This window comes from Runella sp. SP2 (assembly GCF_003711225.1).
Taxonomy (GTDB): domain Bacteria; phylum Bacteroidota; class Bacteroidia; order Cytophagales; family Spirosomataceae; genus Runella.
The window spans coordinates 3,460,485-3,479,682 of sequence record NZ_CP031030.1; the positions used below are offsets into that span (position 1 = coordinate 3,460,485).

At 44.3% G+C, this 19,198-nt stretch carries 7 protein-coding genes; 1 reads left to right on the forward strand and 6 read right to left on the reverse strand.

Annotated features, from left to right (window positions below; all coding sequences use genetic code 11):
• The first annotated feature begins 100 nt into the window (after window positions 1-100).
• A complete protein-coding gene (locus DTQ70_RS14250) occupies window positions 101-1,618 on the forward strand; it encodes a glycoside hydrolase family 30 protein (RefSeq protein ID WP_122931429.1) in 1,518 nt (505 codons plus the stop codon).
• Window positions 1,619-1,630: 12 nt separating this feature from the next.
• Here DTQ70_RS14250 and DTQ70_RS14255 read toward each other — a convergent pair whose 3' ends face one another.
• The 6 genes from DTQ70_RS14255 to DTQ70_RS14280 all read right to left on the reverse strand — a co-directional run bounded on the left by DTQ70_RS14255 (window position 1,631) and on the right by DTQ70_RS14280 (window position 19,197).
• A complete protein-coding gene (locus DTQ70_RS14255; protein ID WP_122931430.1) occupies window positions 1,631-3,046 on the reverse strand; it encodes a DUF4932 domain-containing protein in 1,416 nt (471 codons plus the stop codon).
• A 50-nt stretch (window positions 3,047-3,096) separates the two neighbouring features.
• The gene (locus DTQ70_RS14260; RefSeq protein ID WP_122931431.1) at window positions 3,097-3,843 is read right to left on the reverse strand and encodes a LytTR family DNA-binding domain-containing protein; all 747 of its coding nucleotides are present in this window, start codon (window positions 3,841-3,843) and stop codon (window positions 3,097-3,099) included.
• Window positions 3,840-5,465, reverse strand: a complete 1,626-nt coding sequence (locus tag DTQ70_RS14265) for a sensor histidine kinase (RefSeq protein ID WP_122934406.1) — start codon at window positions 5,463-5,465, stop codon at window positions 3,840-3,842. The genes DTQ70_RS14260 and DTQ70_RS14265 overlap by 4 nt, the downstream gene beginning before the upstream one ends.
• 171 nt (window positions 5,466-5,636) lie before the next feature.
• Window positions 5,637-11,816, reverse strand: coding sequence for a M36 family metallopeptidase (locus tag DTQ70_RS14270; protein ID WP_229600132.1), 6,180 nt, complete (start codon window positions 11,814-11,816; stop codon window positions 5,637-5,639).
• 409 nt (window positions 11,817-12,225) lie between these two features.
• On the reverse strand, window positions 12,226-16,287 hold the full coding sequence (locus DTQ70_RS14275) for a T9SS type A sorting domain-containing protein (RefSeq protein ID WP_122931433.1): 4,062 nt from the start codon (window positions 16,285-16,287) through the stop codon (window positions 12,226-12,228).
• A gap of 150 nt (window positions 16,288-16,437) precedes the next feature.
• Complete coding sequence (locus DTQ70_RS14280; protein WP_122931434.1) at window positions 16,438-19,197, reverse strand: ATP-binding protein; 2,760 nt, start codon at window positions 19,195-19,197, stop codon at window positions 16,438-16,440.
• Between the last annotated feature and the right edge of the window lies 1 nt (window position 19,198).

Consider the following 19,198-nt stretch of genomic DNA (forward strand, 5'->3'; position numbering starts at 1 on the left):
ACTAAAATTACTCTACTAAAAAAAGATTTGAGTTAGCTTTTCAAATTCGGCTGAGGATTACATTGACGGTAAAAACGTACTCCTTTCTACTTATAGAGTTATGAAACCTATTCTGTATGCACTTGCTTTGTTTTGCTGGCTAACGAGTTATGGCCAAAAAGAAAAACCCTTGGGTTCGGCTGTTCAAATCGTCATAAATCCTAGTGTCACGTACCAAACCATCGAGCATTTTGGCGCCTCCGATGCGTGGTCTTGTCAGTTTGTGGGACAGTGGCCCGATGCCAAACGCAATGCCATCGCCGATTTGTTGTTTAGCCGTGAATTATCGACCAACGGACAACCCAAAGGCATTGGACTTTCACTTTGGCGCTTCAACCTTGGGGCTGGAACGGCCGAACAAGGCACCAATAGCGGAATCAAAGACGAATGGCGGCGGGCGGAGTCTTTTTTACGCCCCGACGGTACTTATGATTGGGACAAACAGGCGGGGCAACGCTGGTTTTTAGAAGCAGCCAAACAACGGGGAGTGCCCTATTTTTTAGCTTTCCCCAACAGTCCTCCCGTTTCATTTACAACCAATGGCAAAGGCTTCGCTACCAATAAAACCACCAACCTTAACCCCGAACGATACGGCGATTTTGCCGATTTTATGGCCCAAAGTCTAAAAGGAATTCAAGCAAAAACGGGGGTAAATTTCAACTACATCAGCCCTGTCAACGAACCACAGTGGGATTGGAGCGACGGAGGCCAAGAAGGAACGCCCTTTTATAACCAGCAAATAGCGGGCATTTGCCGTGCCTTGAACAAAGCTCTGGTAAATGCTAAGTTATCGACCCAAATCAACGTAGCGGAAGCAGGTCAACTGGAGTTTTTGTATTCTGAGCATGGTCGCGCGGGCAAAGGCACTCAAATTCAGGCATTTTTTGACAAAAACTCTCCCGATTATCTTGGCGATTTATCCCAACTGACGCGGGCTATTTCGGGGCATAGTTACTTTACGTCTTCGCCTTATGACAAGGCGGTCAACGTTCGTAAACAAGTACTTACCGAACTCAACAAGCAGCAAGAGTTACGCTACTGGATGTCGGAATATTGCATTTTGGGGGACAATGGCGGCGAAATCAATGGCTCAGGCAAAGACCTTGGCATGAGTCCTGCGTTGTACGTGGCAAAATTGATTCACAACGACCTGACCAATGCCAACGCGACGGCTTGGCATTGGTGGCTGGCTATTTCGCCTTACAATTACAAAGACGGCCTGATTTATATCGACAAAAATAAAACTGACGGTAATTTTCAGTCGTCCAAAATGCTTTGGGCGTTGGGAAACTACAGCCGTTTTATTCGTCCAGGAGCTGTGCGGGTAGATGCAACGTTAAGCCAAACCAATCAAGCGTTGTACGCATCGTCTTACAAAAATACCGATGGGCGATTGGTAACGGTACTTGTCAATACGAGTGATATTCCAGTCGCTATACAACCTAACGTAACTTCCAAAAAACGAAGCCGTTGGGAAGCATTTACGACTTCCGAAAATGAAGACTTACGCCCAACATCTCTTTCTTCAAAATCATTGATTATCAAAGGAAAAAGTGTTGTTACGTTGGTAGAAAAGTAGTCAATTTGCTGATTATTGGTGCGCTACGGTTGTTTTTAGCTGACTGTAAGGAGTCAAATAAACTCCCGTTTGGGCACAAAGTGGAGTCTTGGTTTGCCAAGGAACGTTGAAGAAAACATAATTCAAGCCATGAACCAAATGAAGGGTAAATTGGGCGCTTTTTCCGTCTTTAGACCACGATAGCCCTTGTTTTTTAGACACTTCTACTTGTCGCTCTTTGGACACTTTTCCTTCTTTTTCGGTCGCGATAATGACGTCGAATGAATCTGCTTTTATCATGGGTTCGGAAAAATACACCACAAATTTCGCTACTGTATCTGAAAGATTTTTGTCGGATAAATTAGAGCTTTGGATGACTGGTTTTTGGACACGATTTTGAAGTTTACCAAGGCGTTTGATTAAACGAGGGTACAAATCTTCGAGGGTTTGTCCTGTTTTTCGTTTTTGATACATTGCTTCTAATTCTTTGTTAAACAGATTACTAGCATAAAACCCGCGCGTCTCGTTTTGCATGGCCCATTCGAGGCTGACTTTCTTAGCAACGCTCGGAAAATAGTGCTGAACGTACAAATTATATACTGCCCACGTCATGTATTCATTAAAAGTAGCAAGGCTATCTTTTTCATATCCGCTGCCTGTATCCCAACGTTGGTTTGAAAAGTGGGTTTTGACCAACAATTGATACAATTCGGTCATTGGATTGACAAACGCGTGGTCTAGCTCAGTAAACAACATGTGAGTACCCGAAGCAATTTCTTCTTCGCTGGTAGTTTGGAGGGTTTTACCCATGAGAATAAACGACGGAAGGGTAATAAAATCGGTGCCAACACCTTCGACGACTCGGTGGCAGTTCATCCGTCCGACCAAGGGTGACATGACAATCGCGTAAGAACTGAGGGTAGGTTGTTTTCCCAATTCGTTTTCTAAAAATTGAAGCATTTCGGGATACCGCTGCGAAACCAAATAGGCCGAAGCAAGCCCCTTGTAGTAAGGAATATGGTTGGTATAAAATTGACGAAAACGAGTGGTTTGCACAAAATCTTCAATCAGCGCCAAATTTTCTTCAAAAGGATTAAAACCCGAATTGGCCGAAAAAGCGATTTTGCGAATAAGATGGTTAGAGCCATCAAAAATAAAGGCGTACGAATCGGTGCGAAAACTGAGGTAGTTTTGCCATTGTTGGCGCGAATAATTGACTTTGGTCAACAATGGATGATGACGATAGGCATCAAAATAAGTGCGCACTTCTTGGTAATAAGCCGATTGCTGCGATACCTCCCAAGGATCTGTTTTTCCATAATCGGTCAGGGCCAAAATAATGTTTGCCAACTCGTACGTTTCCGACAAGCGAACGGGAGATGCAGTTTGTCCCAAAAGCGTTAAATAGCCCCAAAAGAGCATAACAAGGGTAGCTGATACGTTTTTCATCAGTGTAAATAGAGTTTTTGATAGAAAAGGGAAACTGTTTTTTTGAATGCTCAGAGGTTCAACGCCCTCTTGATGGCATCTTTTTTGCCACGCGACACGGGTACTTGCGAACCATCGGCGAGTTGTAAAAAATCGCCGTATTCTTTTTTCCAGCTTTTAATGAAGGATTTATTCACCAAATGCGACTGATGACAGCGCAAAAAACCGTGACTACTCAGAAGGTCGTCGTATTCGTAAATAGGTTTGCTTACGACCAACGTGGTGCCTTCCTTCAAAAAAAACGTGGTGTAATTGTTGGACGATTCGCAGCGAATGATTTCACTGGTTTTGACAAAACGAGTTTCTTGCAAGGTCGAAAGCGCAATTTGTAGCTCTTCTTTTTGAGCTTGAGAAGTAAGCCATTTCATCAAATGCCCGATTTGTTGGTTCTGAATTTTTAATTCTCGCTGTTTAAGTGCTCGTTTTACAGCGGCTTGTAACTCACTAATAGACACGGGCTTGAGCAAGTAATCTACCGCCGAAAACCGCATTGCTTTGATGGCGTATTGGTCGTAAGCAGTCACAAAAATTACTTCAAAGTCGTATTCAGTTAGGCTCCTAAGTAGCTCAAAACCATCTTGCTGTGGCATTTGAATATCCAAAAAAAGGAGGTCAGGCTGGTGTTTGTAAAGCGCTTTTTTACCTTCTTCGGCATTTTTGGCTACTGCACATACCTCAATTTGTGGACAGTACGTCGTCAAAAGCGACTGTAAATTACTCAAGTTGTGAGGCTCGTCGTCGATAAGGATTGCTTTCATACAAACCAGTGGTTAAAAGTGAGGGTCACTTGCATGCCTAAATCGGCTGGAGTTTCGATTGTAAGCGAAATGGGTTGTTCGGGATTGAGTTGATTCAGCAGGGCGATTCGCTCTTTGGTGAGTTTTAAACCAAAACCCGTTGTTGGTATTTGTGTGTCAAAACCCCGTCCGTTATCCCTAATTGTTAAGCACAACGCCTCTCCTTTTTGTTGGAACAGCACACTTATGACTCCTTTCTCCTGCAAAACCGAAATTCCATGCTTGATGGAATTTTCGACCAAGGGTTGCCAAAGTAAGGGTGGTAAGCTGGTTGCATATACATCCAGTTGTGTATCGACTTCCATAGAATAGCGAAACCCAAACCGTAGTTGTTCCAATTTTAGGTAGGTTTCCATGGTTTGTAATTCTTGAAAAAGCGAGGTTTCTTGTTGACTACTTTGGGTCAGTGTTTCACGCAGGAGTTGGGCAAAATCTGCCAAATAATCATTAGCCCCCTTTAAATTTTGGTGGTTGATAAGTCCTTGAATGGAGCTAAGGGCATTGAAAATAAAATGAGGATTGAGTTGTGCGTATAACGCCTTGAGTTCCAACTGGAGTTTTTGTTTGTGCTCCATTTCTTGCTGAGTCCGTCGTCGCTGACGAATCAACAAATAGATAAAAACGCCCAGACTAATAACCACCATTCCGATTCCTGCAATGACGGTTTTAAACCACCATGTTTGGTACCAATAAGGAGCTACTTCAAAAGCGTATTCAGTAACGTGCTGAGGTTGAACGGCGTAACAGATTTGAATTTTATACCGCCCTGGTGAAAAATCTTTGAGCCAGATAAAACTATTGTCGTACTCGTTGTCACTCCACGGGCGAACGATTTTATCGTTGTGAATGAGCTGATATTGAACCTGATTTTTGGTATAAATCTCCGCATTTAGGGTAAATATCAAATGAGTATTGTTGGCAGGTAGTTGAAGATTATCTAACGAGTAATTCACTACATGCTTTGAAGTAGGACGAGCCCAAGGATATTGGAGTTTTTGCAAAAAAACATCCAGATTCTCGGACGTAAAAACACCCGTTGCCGCAGGCCGTATCGTCTCCCACGCCACGATGCTAGTGGCTACTATTTTCTTTGCCCCCTTCTTGCGAACGTCCACGATAAGTCCCTTACCCAACGATGTTTTATAGCCACCCAAATAGGCCATTTGGGGAAGAGCAGAGCTTTTTATCACTGCCTCGTCCGTAAACTGACCAATGTCTTTCCACGGAACAAGCTCCTGTTGACTGGGGTATTCCATGACGCGAAACTCGTAGTCTTGGGCATTGTTTTTATCGACGCCATGTAAGAAAAAATGAGCATTTGAATTATCAAACGTAGTGCGAGCGACGATATTAGAAGTGCGAATGCTGGTAAACGACGCATCTTTTTCTATGGCTAGAAAATGCGGACTATATTCTTGAGTTACCCAAAAAGAATTGTTGGTTTTAGGAATTGTGAGTATCAATGCCACCGTTTCGGGTTTATCCAACGCTCCCTGCGGAAAACTTTGGGAATACTCTCCCCAGTTGATTTGGGCAAAAAGATTTGAAGAAATCAGAAGAAAAGTAAACCAAAATAAGCGCATTGTTTTCATAGCAAGACCTTTGATAGGTCAAATATCTGTCGATTTTTCAACAAACAATGGCTAAATGTGAATTTGGTAAGGTTGGCTGTGAATAAGGGGCTAGGAGTAAATCCACAAAGCAATAACAAAGCCCTCGACAAGTTAGTCGAGGGCTTTATTGCAATTGAAATGCTACAATTTCACTACTTTCAACAACACACTTTTTTCAGACGTTGTTACCTTCATGAAATACATGCCCGTTGGCAATTCGCTGACGCCAAACTCCTCTTGGTGTGTGTTGGTTTCGGGTTCAAACCTCCGACCCAAAACCTGACGGCCCGCAGCATCCAACAACATAGTTTGCACTACTTGTCCCTTGCTGTTTTGGATTTGAAGGCGGAGCATTTGCGTGACGGGGTTGGGCATGACCGAAGCAAAAGCCCCGTTATCGGTTAACTGTTTTTCGTTATCTGACCCTTGCCCTTTGCCGTTTGCCTCTTGCCCACTGCTCTCCGCCATCCTCGCTGCTCCTACTCCTACCCCATCTTTCGATTGGATTCTGAACCAGTATTCTTGGTAGGCAAGGACATTTCCTTGAGGTTTACGAGTAGATGGATAAATACTACCCCAACCTTTTTGATCCCAATAGCGAACACCCAATTTATATAAACCTTTGGGCAAACCTGCATCATATACATTACCTCCTGCGCCATTGTTTTCGTAGAAACCGTAGGCTGGGTGGTTTTGCGCGTATAATTCTGTCCAACCCTCGCGATTGGCATACATAAAGTACGGAGCATTGTTCTCGTGCGTGTTGAATGAGCGTGGAAGGCCCGTCTCAGGGGTAGCCAGCATATCAAACGTTAACGAACCATCTGTTCCCAACGCACAAGCATCTACGTTAATTGTCCAATAACGTGGGGCTATCTTGTTAACATTTTCTGTAAAAAATAGCGTCGGATTTTGTTGGGTACTTTGTTCCAACTCTGGGCCACCATCTCGCGTGATAAACTGGTTAACCCAAGCAGCACGGTCGTTGGTTTTCACCGATGATTTTGACTCCCCGATATTGATTAATGTCACAACATAAGCTTTCCAATAAACATCTTTGGTCGCACTCGCACCACTTTGGCAGCCATTCGATGACACACATCGAACTGAATAGCTTTGCTTGGTTATATTTGCAAACGCTACTTTAAAGCTCGCCTCTGTGATACCAGTATTCCAAAGTGCACTGGTTCCTGCAGGGCAGTTAGTTGATATCGTCACTTCCGTTCCTGTACATGCTACATCCGAGCTTACTATGACTACTGGCGGAGTATTGACAGGCGATACCGTATAAGTTACTACATTACTTTTCCCGCTCAAGCAACCACCTTCAGCTTGACAGCGAACATAGTAGGATGTTGTTTCACTTGGCGTTTGTGATGGAAGGCTAGGTAATGCAGTATTCGTCGTTGCATTGTACCAGATAGACGTCATTACTCCGCAGTTTGTAGTACCTGTAAATGCTACTGAGTTCCCACAACCACTCGTCACATTCAAACTAACTACAGGGGTCATTGAATTCATAATTAATCGTAATCGCATTACTCCTGACTCCGTTTCTACGCACGAACTTGTTCCATCTGATTTGCGACAACGTACACGGTAATTGTGGTATTGGCCATCCACCAATTGGGTTGGTACTGTTGTGCCATATTCACTCCCATCGACTGAGTAAATTAAAACCTCCCCAGCGGCACATGTGGCATTAAATGTCAGTTCATTTCCTTCTACATTACAGACATCTTTTGTCTCACCAGCAGCAACGGTCACACCATCGGCCACCATAGATACGGCTTGTGGTACCGACGAACGGTAATTAATCTGCAACTCAATTGCACCAGTATAAGTCGTTGGGCAATTGGCATCACATGCTGCTTGGTAGCGGTGGGGTTGGTTATTGGATGATTGGGAAACTGGTACTGTCGCCGACCATGCACTCCATGCACCACTACCTACTTGAACACGCCAAACAGGCGAGCCAGAACCACAAGTACCCGAAACGTTAAACTGCAAACTATTCACAGGATTCGCATCTATGTCACAGATTACTTGGCTATTACCTTCGTTTAGGGTTTGTTGAAGTACTGAGAGTGTTAATACTGGTTTAGTTTGAACTGTAATGGTGCCCGATTCACTAGCCGTTGCGCAAGCATTCCCCGTGGTAATGATAGAATAGCTAAATGGGTTACCTGAAATTGTCGTAGGCGCACCTGAAATTGTAAGAACCCCTCCGTTGATTGCACTCGTAACACCTGTTGGCAGCCCTGTCACTGTAGCGCCTGTTGCACCTCCACTCAAGACATACGTTATCGGAACAATGGCAGAATTAATACAAGCAATCTGCGTTTCTGTCGTTGGAGAAGATGTTAAGACGATTCCATGGGCTGCATTTACTGTCAATGTACCCGTTTTGGTCGTAGGTGTACAAACACTACCAGTAGTAGTAATAGTGTAGCCAAATGGGCTACCAGTAGCCGTAGTAGGCGAACCACTAATTGTAAGTACCCCCGCACTCACTGAATAGGTAACTCCATTAGGTAAACCTGTAACGGTAGCGTTTGTAGCTCCCCCCCCGAGTGTATATACGATTGAGGTAATGGCCGTATTTACACATAACGTCTGAGCCTCCGTCGCGCTAGGAGAGGTAAGGGTAATTGTTTGAGCGTTTCCGATCGTAATCGTCCCCGACTCAGTAGCTACCGTACACGTATTACCTGTGGTAGTAATATTATAATTAAATGGACTGCCTACTGCCGTATTAGGTGGCCCACTTATCGTCAATACACCCGCATTTACCGAATAGGTGACACCGCTAGGTAAACCAGTGACCGTAGCATTTGTCGCACCGCCTCCCAACGAATATGTAATGGGAGTGATAGCTGTATTAATACAAACTGCTTGGGTTTTTGTTGAAGCGACTGATGTTAACGTTATGCTATGCGCTAAGTTAACTGTGATAGTTCCCGACTCTGTGGCTGCTGTACAGGAACTGCCTGAAGTGGTGATGTTATAATTAAATGGGCTACCTGCTGCTGTTGTAGGAGAGCCACTTATCGTCAATACACCCGCATTCACCGAATAGGTGACGCCGCTAGGTAAACCAGTGACCGTGGCATTTGTCGCGCCCCCTCCCAACGAATATGTAATGGAAGTAATAGCCGTATTGGTACAGACTGTTTGGGTTTCCGTTGAAGCTACCGACGTGAGTGTTATGCTATGCGTTGTGTTCACTGCAATAGTACCAGACTCAGTAGCTACCGTACACGTATTGCCCGTGGTAGTAATATTATAATTAAACGGACTGCCTACTACCGTAGTAGGTGACCCACTTATCGTCAATACACCCGCATTTACCGAATAGGTGACGCCGTCAGGTAAACCAGTGACCGTGGCGTTTGTAGCACCACCTCCCAACGAATACGTAATGGGAGTAATAGCTGTATTAGTACATACCGTTTGGGTTTCTGTTGAAGCTACCGACGTTAACGTTATGCTATGCGTTGGAGTAATCGTAAATGTTACTGGTGTTCGACATTCTGACAACAATGGACTCGCCGCATAAAAAGTTGTGACACCCGCGCTCGCTGTGTTGGCAATTCCAGAACCCGACACACCTACTGGATTAAAAACATTTCCTGTAGCCAATGGCGCTCCCCCTGAGGCATTTAAATACCACTGCGTAGGCCCTGTTGAAAATACAGCAGGCGTTGACTGTAATATGAACGGTCCTGGATCTAAATTGTAATATGAAGCAACCACTAATATATAAGTGGTTCCAGCTACTAGATTATGCGTAAATTGTGACCGATAATTTCCTCCATTATAGTCGATGTCATCATCTCCACGTAAAAAATTGGTAGCGGGTGCTGCTGGATTAAATGAACTTTCGTATAATGAAAGATACGTATCACTATCATAAACCCCAGCATAAGTAACCTCAAAAGTAACAGCCTCAGTGTTGGGTGCTACAAAAGTGATTGTTTTATAGTGAGACTGCGACCCAGGCGTAGCAACATATACGGTGGAATTGTCATTCATTGCTCTTACATAGGTATCGGTTATAGAAAGAAGCCCACTAACAGAATTAACCAATACAGCAGGAGAAACCAGTCCTTCCCCTGATGGAACAGCGGTATTTTGACAAACACTGTAAGCTGGTACCGTTGCTGCCACAGTAGGAGTCACAATCACATTTACATCTTGGGTAATAACATTGCCTGGGCAGGTAGCTGGGTTTAATGTAAAACGGTATTTGACGGTTACAGGCAAAGGAGAGGTATTGACCAAAGTTTCACTCACAGCTGCAGAGTTCCCCGACCCTGCGGTATTACTAATACCAGATACGGCATCACGCGTCCAGCTAAAAGTTGTTCCACTTGTAGGTGTAGTTGCTGTATAATTAAAAGGTTGATTAGAACAAACAGTATGTGCAACGGGGGAGTTTAGTGATGCTCCAGAGATTGGAGTAAAATCTTCAGTTACAATTCGGTCGTTGGTAGATACCCCCGTAGAAGCCAAAGCACCTAAGCCACGACGAGCAAACGCTCTCCCAATCGCACAGCGATAACGCCCGCCAAACAATAGCCCATCAGCAGCCAAAATAGCATCACGCGCTTGTACAAAACTAGGACTACAAGGCTGTAAACGCAACCCTTCATTTACCAATTTAAGCGCAGCAATATTCCCTTTCATATCCATTACATTGGATGGCGTCGAGTAAATATTGTTCACTATTTGAGCATCTTGGAGGATAATCTCCCACGTCATATCCCAAAGCATGGTGGCCCAAATCGAGCCAATACCGTGAGGCAAAGAAAATGTAGCGGTATTACCCACGCCTGCGTAGGTCACAGCACTGTTGACTGTATTGGTATTTTGGTTAAAGTAAGCATATCGATAAGGGCGAATACCTGCTCCGTTTGTAGCTTGTTTAAGAGCGTAGGTACCAATACCGCGAGGAATGTTTCCGCTTGCTTCGGTCGCTGTCAGTGATGACCAGTCAGTCGTCAGCATCAACGTTAAATAATCGCTCCAACCTTCTCCTCCTTGCTCTGCATTTTGAAGACAGGCCGAATTATTGGGTCCTCCTGTAAGACGAGTTGACCAACCGTGCCCATACTCGTGAGTAATGATTCCGTTATCAAAATCGCCATCTGGCTGATAACTTCCCGAATTAGTCCACAGGTACATCTGCATTCGGCCATTAAGTCCATCGATTGGCGTAAAGAAATTGGCATTATTGGTTCCACCTCCATCTTGCGCATCGGCAAAAACATAATCATTTCCGTTCCCACCTCGCCCTTGGTTGGTATTTTGGAAGTTACCACTAGGTTCGTCAAAACCATATTTCCACAGAACATCGTGAATAAGGTTATTCCAATAAAATAAATTGGTGATAGCGGCATCTCTGTTAGCGGCTGCTGTACTTAGTCCTTGTGTATAAGGATAGTTAAAATCTAATGTAGATGATGTGGGGCTATATCCAGTACCGTTATTATTGTTAGCATCCTCTTGCGCCCAAACGTTATTCCCTCTGGTTGTTGTATAATTTGTCGTTCCATCAAAATGCCAACCATTGGTTGCGCCAGGGCCAGTTCCTAAGGGCACAAACTTGTCGTATGGAGAAGCTACAAGGCTACGGCTTCCAAAAGTAGGAGCCTCTAATGGGTAATCAAAAACATTATAGGTATTATCAGGTGCCAGTGTTGCTTTGGGAGTAAGAACAGCATTAGTTCCTACAGAGGATCCGTGTTCTAAAGAACAATCGTGAGGAGCACCCGACCGATGTACCATCCCAAAACTACAGTGAATCACTTCATCTACTTTGCGTATGGTTTCGCCCGTATGAGCATCAATGTGCATGCTCCAACCATTTTGCTGGTCTTTGGTCAAAAACTGCACATTCCACGTTAAAGCTACCTTTACATGTGGCTTTCCATCTTCAAGTACTTCGTAAGGAAACCAATATTTTTTTACAACAATATTTTCATCCGAAATACTTGCAGATTGATAGACTATTTTCCCTGGCGTACCATCAGCAAGTGGCGTGTTACTAATTTCCCTGATTTGGATTGGGGTATTTATTGGTAAATTGGCCTCTAGGGCTGCCTTTTGCAATGCTTGTATCGGAGATACTGAAATTGGCGCTTGGTTAACCAATGCTTCTATGTTAGGAACAAAACTACCCGTCGTGTGTTGGACTTGTCCATCCTTAACAACCAAACTCAACAAACTATTATAAACCTCAACCGATTCAAAGGTTTGGTTAAAATAGATGTGATACCAACCAGTCGTAGGCGATAAATAAGCACTCGATACGGTCATTCTGTCAATATCTTGCTTTAATAGCTTGTGCTTTGTAGCATTTTCAGTGAGATACTGAGTAGCCGTTTGTATTTCATTTTGTGCTTGTGTAGCCCAAGACAAACAAGTAAAAAGGGCGAAAAAAAACAGTTTAGGCAAGGAAACTTGCATTTTTTGGAAGGAAATATGCTTCATACAAGACTGGTTAAGTTGTTTATGGATAGTTTTTCATGAAAACAAGAACAATAACAACATTTTAGTCTAAGAAAACAAAATCAAATACCGTTACTACAAAATTATTTATCATTTTGGTATTTCATTCTACTTTTTTGAATAAAAGCATACCTCAATTAATCGATTAGATACCAATCCACAAAGCAATAACAAAGCCCTCAACAAGTTAGTCGAGGGCTTTATTGCAATTGAAATGCTACAATTTCACTACTTTCAACAACACACTTTTTTCAGACGTTGTTACCTTCATGAAATACATGCCCGTTGGCAATTCGCTGACGCCAAACTCCTCTTGGTGTGTGTTGGTTTCGGGTTCAAACCTCCGCCCTAACACCTGACGGCCAGCAGCATCCAACAACGTAGTTTGCACTACTTGTCCCTTGCTGTTTTGGATTTGAAGGCGGAGCATTTGCGTGACGGGGTTGGGCATGACCGAAGCAAAAGACCCGTTATCGGTTAACTGTTTTTCGTTATCTGACCCTTGCCCTTTGCTTTTTGCCTCTTGCCATTTACCTATTGCCCCTTGCCCACTGCTCTCCGCTGTCCTCGCTGCTCCTACTCCTACTCCATCTTTCGACTGGATTCTAAACCAATATTCGTGATAGGCAAGTACGTTGCCTTGCGGTTTGCGCGTTGCGGGGTAAAGGCCAAGCCCTTTTTGATCCCAATAGCGAACACCCAATTTATACAGTCCTTTGGGCAACCCTGCATCATATACGTTACCTCCTGCCCCATTATCTAGGTAAAAACCGAAAGCTGGGTGGTTGGGTGAATACAATTCCGTCCAACCTTCACGGTTGGCATACATAAAATACGGCGCGGTATTTTCGTGGGTGTTATACGACTGAATCACGCCCGTTTCGGGTGTCGCTGACAGGTCAAAAGTCAAAGAACCCTCAGTACCTAATGCACAAGCATCGGCGTTGACCGTCCAATAACGTGGCGCCGTTTTATTGGGGTTTTCAACAAAATATAAAGTTGGATTTTGCTGCGTACTCGCTACCAAGTCGGGACCACCGTCGCGGGTTAAAAACTGCAATTCCCACTCACTGCGGTTGTTGGTTGGCTTTGTTGCCGACTTGCTTTGACCTACGTTGATTAAGGTTACCACAAAAGCATCCCAATATACATTTTTGTGAATACTCTCTAAACTTTGGCAACCGCCCTCAAAAAGGCACTTCGCCCAATAGGTTTGTTTGGTAATGTTGTTGAACGACACCTCAAAGCTTGGCGTGGTTACGCCTGTGTTCCAAAATGTGGTGCTTCCTGCGGGACAGTTGGCCGAAACTTTCACCGTCATTCCTGTACATACAATCTCTTGACTCGCAGTAATTACTGGCGCAATGTGCGTTGGAATGAGCGTAAACGTCACGACGTTGCTCTTTTCGCTCACGCAACCATTATCCGTCTGACAACGGGCGTAGTAGGACGTCGTCGCAGTAGGAACAGTGCTTGGTAAACTTGGCAATGCCACATCGGTAGTGGCATTGTACCAAATCGTTCGTAAACTTCCACAAGTCGATTGACCGCTAAAATTTGCAGCGGGGTTACAGCTCCGTTCTGGCGACAAGCTAGCCGTTGGGGTCGAAGGAATAGCTATTAATTTTAGACGCATAACACCCGATTCGCTCTCTATACAGGAAGGAGTTCCGTCGGATTTTCGGCAACGCACGCGGTAATTGTGAAACTGATTGTCCACCAAGGCTACGGGAATAACTACACTATATTCCCCCCCATCCACCGAATGAAGCACTATTTCTCCTACGGCACAAGTTGCATTAAATGTCAACGGAGTTCCACTCGACAGGCTACAGACTTCTTTGGTTTCACCCACCGCAACAGTTACCCCATCTACTGACAAGGAGACATTTTGCGGCACAGCAGCACGGTAATTGACCGTCAGTTTTGCACTACCACTTTGCGCTTGGCTACACCCGTTTCCATCCGATACCGATTCTAATGTGTATATAAACACTCCTGCTACCTGCGTCGAAGGAGCGAGCGTAGCCACGGCATTTGCGCTTTCAAGATACAAAACACTTCCACCATTGATACGATAACCAAAACGATAAGGTGCGCTACCATTGGTGGCGGTAAAGGTCAGCAATGGCGCCGAACTTTGTTGACATGCCTCTCCTCCGCCCGCTAACGTAGCCGTAGGAGGGGTTTTGGCCGTAATGACTTTAGATGACATAGCCGAAGCTGTACATCCCAATGAGGTAATCGAAAAGTTGCTGTACGTACCAGCCAATAATCCTCCTAACGAAAAAGCACCACCCGCCACTTTTACAGGTTGGGGACTTGTGGTTGCGCCCGCGCTCGACGTAAAGTTTAACGTATAATCACCATCAGGCAGATTGGTTGTGAAGGCAATACTTCCCACTGGACTTGTGCAAGTTGTTGGATTGGTTACCGCCCCTGCCGTTAGGGTGGACGTACAGCCTTCGACCGTCAAAGTAAAACTTGTTTCAGTATATTCTTCGCAGTTGTCGTATATTTTCACCGTAATGGTGTGTACGCCTAGTGGAGCTGCATTGCTCACTGAAAGCACCGCAGTAGTAGGGTCAATCGAGATGTCTCCCGTAAAAGTCCCTTTGTCTTCAATCGTTAGTCCTCCGTAGGTGCCATTGTCGGCGGGGCCAGTAGCGGGGTTAATCGTTGTTGAACCTGCTACACTGACTGTGCTGTTAGCGTAACTCAGGATTGGAAGTGAATTTGCAGTCACATTCACTATCAAATTGGCCGTTGCAGTACCTCCGTCCTCATCCATCACGGTCAAAACCACCGTATTTTCTCCAATATTGGTATAACACCCCGCCGACACCATTGCACTGATAACCCCATTGGTATTGGTAATATTCGACACCGAAATACCCATTGGAACGGTAGTAGCCGTTACAGTCAAACTTCCCTTTGCAGTCTCCGTATCATCAACGTTGGCAATCGTCGATACCGTTTCGGCACTACCCTGTTGGCGACTGATTACTGTCCCTTGAATAGTGGGACTGGCATTGGTAACGGTCAAGGTAAATGTCGTTGTATTGGTTACTTCACAGTTATCCATAATTCTTACAGTAATGGTATGCGTTCCCAAAGGAGCGGCATTGCTGATAGAGATTTCTCCTGTATTTGAATCAACGTCGATATCGCCCGTATATCCATCTGGATCCGTGATTTTAATAGCTCCAAACTCCCCATTGTCCGAAGGGCCTGACGCAGGATTCACCGTAAGTCCCCCCATCATATTTACCGTTTGATTACCATAAGTGATGGTGGGAAGCAAATTTTCAGTCACATTCACAATCAGATTAGCCGTGGCTGTACCACCGTTGCCATCTGTTACCCTTAATCCAACCGTGTTTTCCCCAATTGCTGCAAAACAACTTGCTCGCACGTTGGCATTTATCGTCCCATTCACATTAGTAATCCCTGAAATACTTATCCCAGAAGGAAGTGGAGTTATTACGGTTACGCTGAGGCTTCCTACCGCTGTTTCAACATCATTAACAGTTGCAATCGTCGCATTGAGTCCTGTCAAAGTCCCTTGTTGGCGACCAATTGTCGTCCCTAAAATAGTGGGATTGTTATTATTAACAGTTAATTCAAACGTAGCGGTTTCTTCAAATTCGCAAGTTTCCGAAATTTTCATCGTGATTTGGTGCGTACCTACGGGAGCAGCATTCGTAATCGTAATCACTCCCGTAACAGGGTCCACAGCAATATCGCCCGTAAACGTCCCTGGGTCACCAACGCCTACCGTAAAATCATTTGAGTTGTCGGACGGACCAGCGGTTGGATTAATGGTGATACTTCCTCCACCATTGACTGATGCGGTGGCGGCATAGGCTAATACGGGCATGGTGTTGGCGGTAACATTGATGGTCAACTCATCAGTAGCCGATGCTCCTTCGGGGTCTTTGACGGTAAGCGTTACGCTATACGCCCCCGCAGACACATAACAGCCCACACTCACGAGTGCCGTGACTGTTCCGTCCGAATTCTCAATGTTGGTCAGGGTTATGTTAGCAGGTAGGTTAGATGCCGTTATTTCCAAATTGTCCGATTCGCCATCGAGTGCCGTGGCAATCTCTTTTTCAATTCCCCCACTTCCACCAGGTACAGAAATGGTATTGGCCGTAATGGTAGGCGGCGTATTGACTTTTGATGCTTTTATAGGAGAGGCAACCACGCTTCCTATTCCCAAAATGAAGGGCACTATCCATCCAAAAATGGTGCTTTTGTATATAAAGTTTTTCATGTGTTTTAATTTGCGAGTAAAGATAAATAGTTACTTCAAAACAGGCTTAACACATATTCGGCATTTATTAACACATATTCGGCATTTGGCTTTAAATGGGCTAAAAATGGCTTTTTTTACTTCATAAAGCCCCTAAAATGGCCCTCTCATTTACTCTTCCTGAGTAAAAAACTCACTGGGAAGTTTTCCGTATTTTTCTTTAAACATTTTGGTAAAATAAGACAGATTCGTAAACCCTACTTCATATACTATTTCCGAAACTGTTGTCTCGTTTTGGGATAACAAATCTGCCGCCCGCTGCAAACGAAAATCTCGAATGTATTCATTGATGGTCTGGTTGGTCAGCGCTTTTAGTTTTCTTAGCAACTGACTTTGGCTCATTCCCATTTCTTTGGCACAAAGCTCAGCCGTAAACTCGGAGTCACTCATTCGTTGTTCTACGAGCGCATAGAGTTTAAGTAAAAAACCTCGTTCTTTTGAGGCTTCCTCGGTGTCCGTTGCAGGTTTTTCTGTGCCAACCGCCGCGCTAAAATACGTTCTCAGGCGGGCTTGTTTTTCCAATAAAGTTTGCACCCGCACCCGCACTTCTTCCGATTGAAAGGGCTTTAATAAATAATCATCAGCGCCTAACTCCCAGCTTTCAATTCTACTTTCGGAATTGGCTTTGGCCGATAGCATAATGATGGGGATATGGCTCGTTTTTTCGTCCGATTTAAGCCGTTTACAAAACTCAAAGCCATCCATTTCGGGCATCATCAAATCGCTGATAATGATGTCTGGGGTCATTTCTAGGGCTTTTTCGACGCCTATTTTTCCGTTTTCAGCCTCCACAACCCAATAATCTTTCGCAAAAATCGACCGAACGTACTGGCGTATATCGGCGTTGTCATCCACTACCAGCAGCCGCAAATCTACGTCATGCTTGGGGTTGGTTTCTTCCGTTTTAATCTCTACACTAGCCCAATTCATTGGTGCTTGTGGGTACTCCCCGCCGATTGAAACATCATCCTTATACGTAACGGGAAGTTCAACCCTAAACACAGAACCCTTGCCTTCTTTACTTTGCACTTGTATGGTTCCGTTCAGGGCGTTGACCAACTCTTTTACCAACGCTAGCCCAACCCCCGTCCCTTCGTATTTGGCGTAATTTGGGCGCTCCACTTGGTAAAAACGATTGAAAATTTGCGCTAATTTATCATTGGGAATACCCACTCCTTCGTCCTTCACACTAATAATCAAGCGATTATTCAACAGGGCATACTCCACACCTACCTCTACTCTTTTTCCAGCGTCGGTAAATTTAAAGGCATTGGAAAGAAGGTTTGTAATAATTTTCTCCAGTTTGTCCTGGTCCACTTCTCCCACAACTTTCTCCTGACTTTGGTAAAATGTAAATCTAATTTTCTTGCTTTCGGCCAAAGACTGGTAAGCACTGAACAGCGTTTTTAGGTACGTATCTAACCGAAGTGGCGTAAGTGTAACCTGTAACTGTCCCGCTTCAAGTTTGCTCAAATCAAGTAGTTGATTGATAAGCACAAGAAGGCGCTGAGCATTACGACTCACAATTTCATACACCTGATTTTGAGGATTTTGTCGCCGCAAATCTTCCATGTATCCCCCAATGAGGGTCAATGGAGTACGAAGTTCATGCGAGATATTGACAAAAAAATTGGTTTTAAGCTCATCAAGTTCTTGGAGCTGATTGGTTTGGATTTTTTTGAAGTACAACTCTTTTTTAATAGTAAGCTGTTCCTCCTCGTAAGTCCGAATAATTCGCCCCAAATAAAGCCCAAAAAACAACAATTCTAATACAAAAAATAACAGCGCTAGCTCAAAGAGCCCTGCCCATTGTAATCCCCCCAACAAGCGCGTAAGAACGAGCGAGTAGCTCGCCACGCCGAGTAAAAGTGGGACTCCATACGACCAATTGATACGGAAACGACGATAAGATGCTACGGCAATGATGCCCAACAATACATACTGACTACCCAGGTTTAAAAACACCGCCCCTTTTAGCCAATACCACTGATAATCAAACAAAATCAACAAAGCAAACACCACCGTTAAGCCCAAAACAACGCGAAGAAGATAGACCACGTACGACGGGAACGAACGAATATCGACCACCGAGCGAATAGCAAACGTGTAGCCAATGGGAGACATAAATATGGCAACGTTGTTGGCAATAGTCGCCCAATAGGGGTAGGTTGTCAACCACCCGCCAAGCACCCCTATCATGCCCCAGAAAGAAAACGTACGGATAAAAATGAAGGCCGAATACCGCTTAAACGACAGGTCTTTAATGACAAATAAGGCCAAAATGGAGGTGTAAATAAGGCGAATTAACAGGCTTCCATCGAGTATGCTCCACCGCTGAATGGAACTGTATTTGGTGCGTTCGAGGGCATCGGTGGGCAAAAGCACAAGGCGTGAAAAAATACCCCGTTTATTAACTACTTTGAGGTAAAGGGTCTGGGTTTGATGCGGTGCAAAAGAAAGCGTGAGAGAAGGCGTATTTTCAAAAATATAACTGTGATGTTTTTCTCGAAAACTCCCTTTTTCAAAACGGACAAACCTGCCATTGGGGGTTGCTTGAACGTAAAAATCAATGCGTTCGGTCAGGGGGTTTTCCCATCTTACAACCCACTTTTGTGGTTCGGCCGTCGCATTTTTTAACTTACATTTTATCCAAAAAGTATGATTAGAAAAAGGGATTAAAATATGCTTACTCTTATTTTGGGTAAATAAACGTTCTTGGATTTGTTCAAACGACCAGCTCGACAACTTATCTTCTACAATCCCGACACGAGAACTGGCATCTATTTCGTCTTTTTTGGGGTCAAGAAGCACATCTTGGGCATTTGCCCACACCCCAATCAAGAATAAGTAACAAAAAAACAAGCCTTTCATT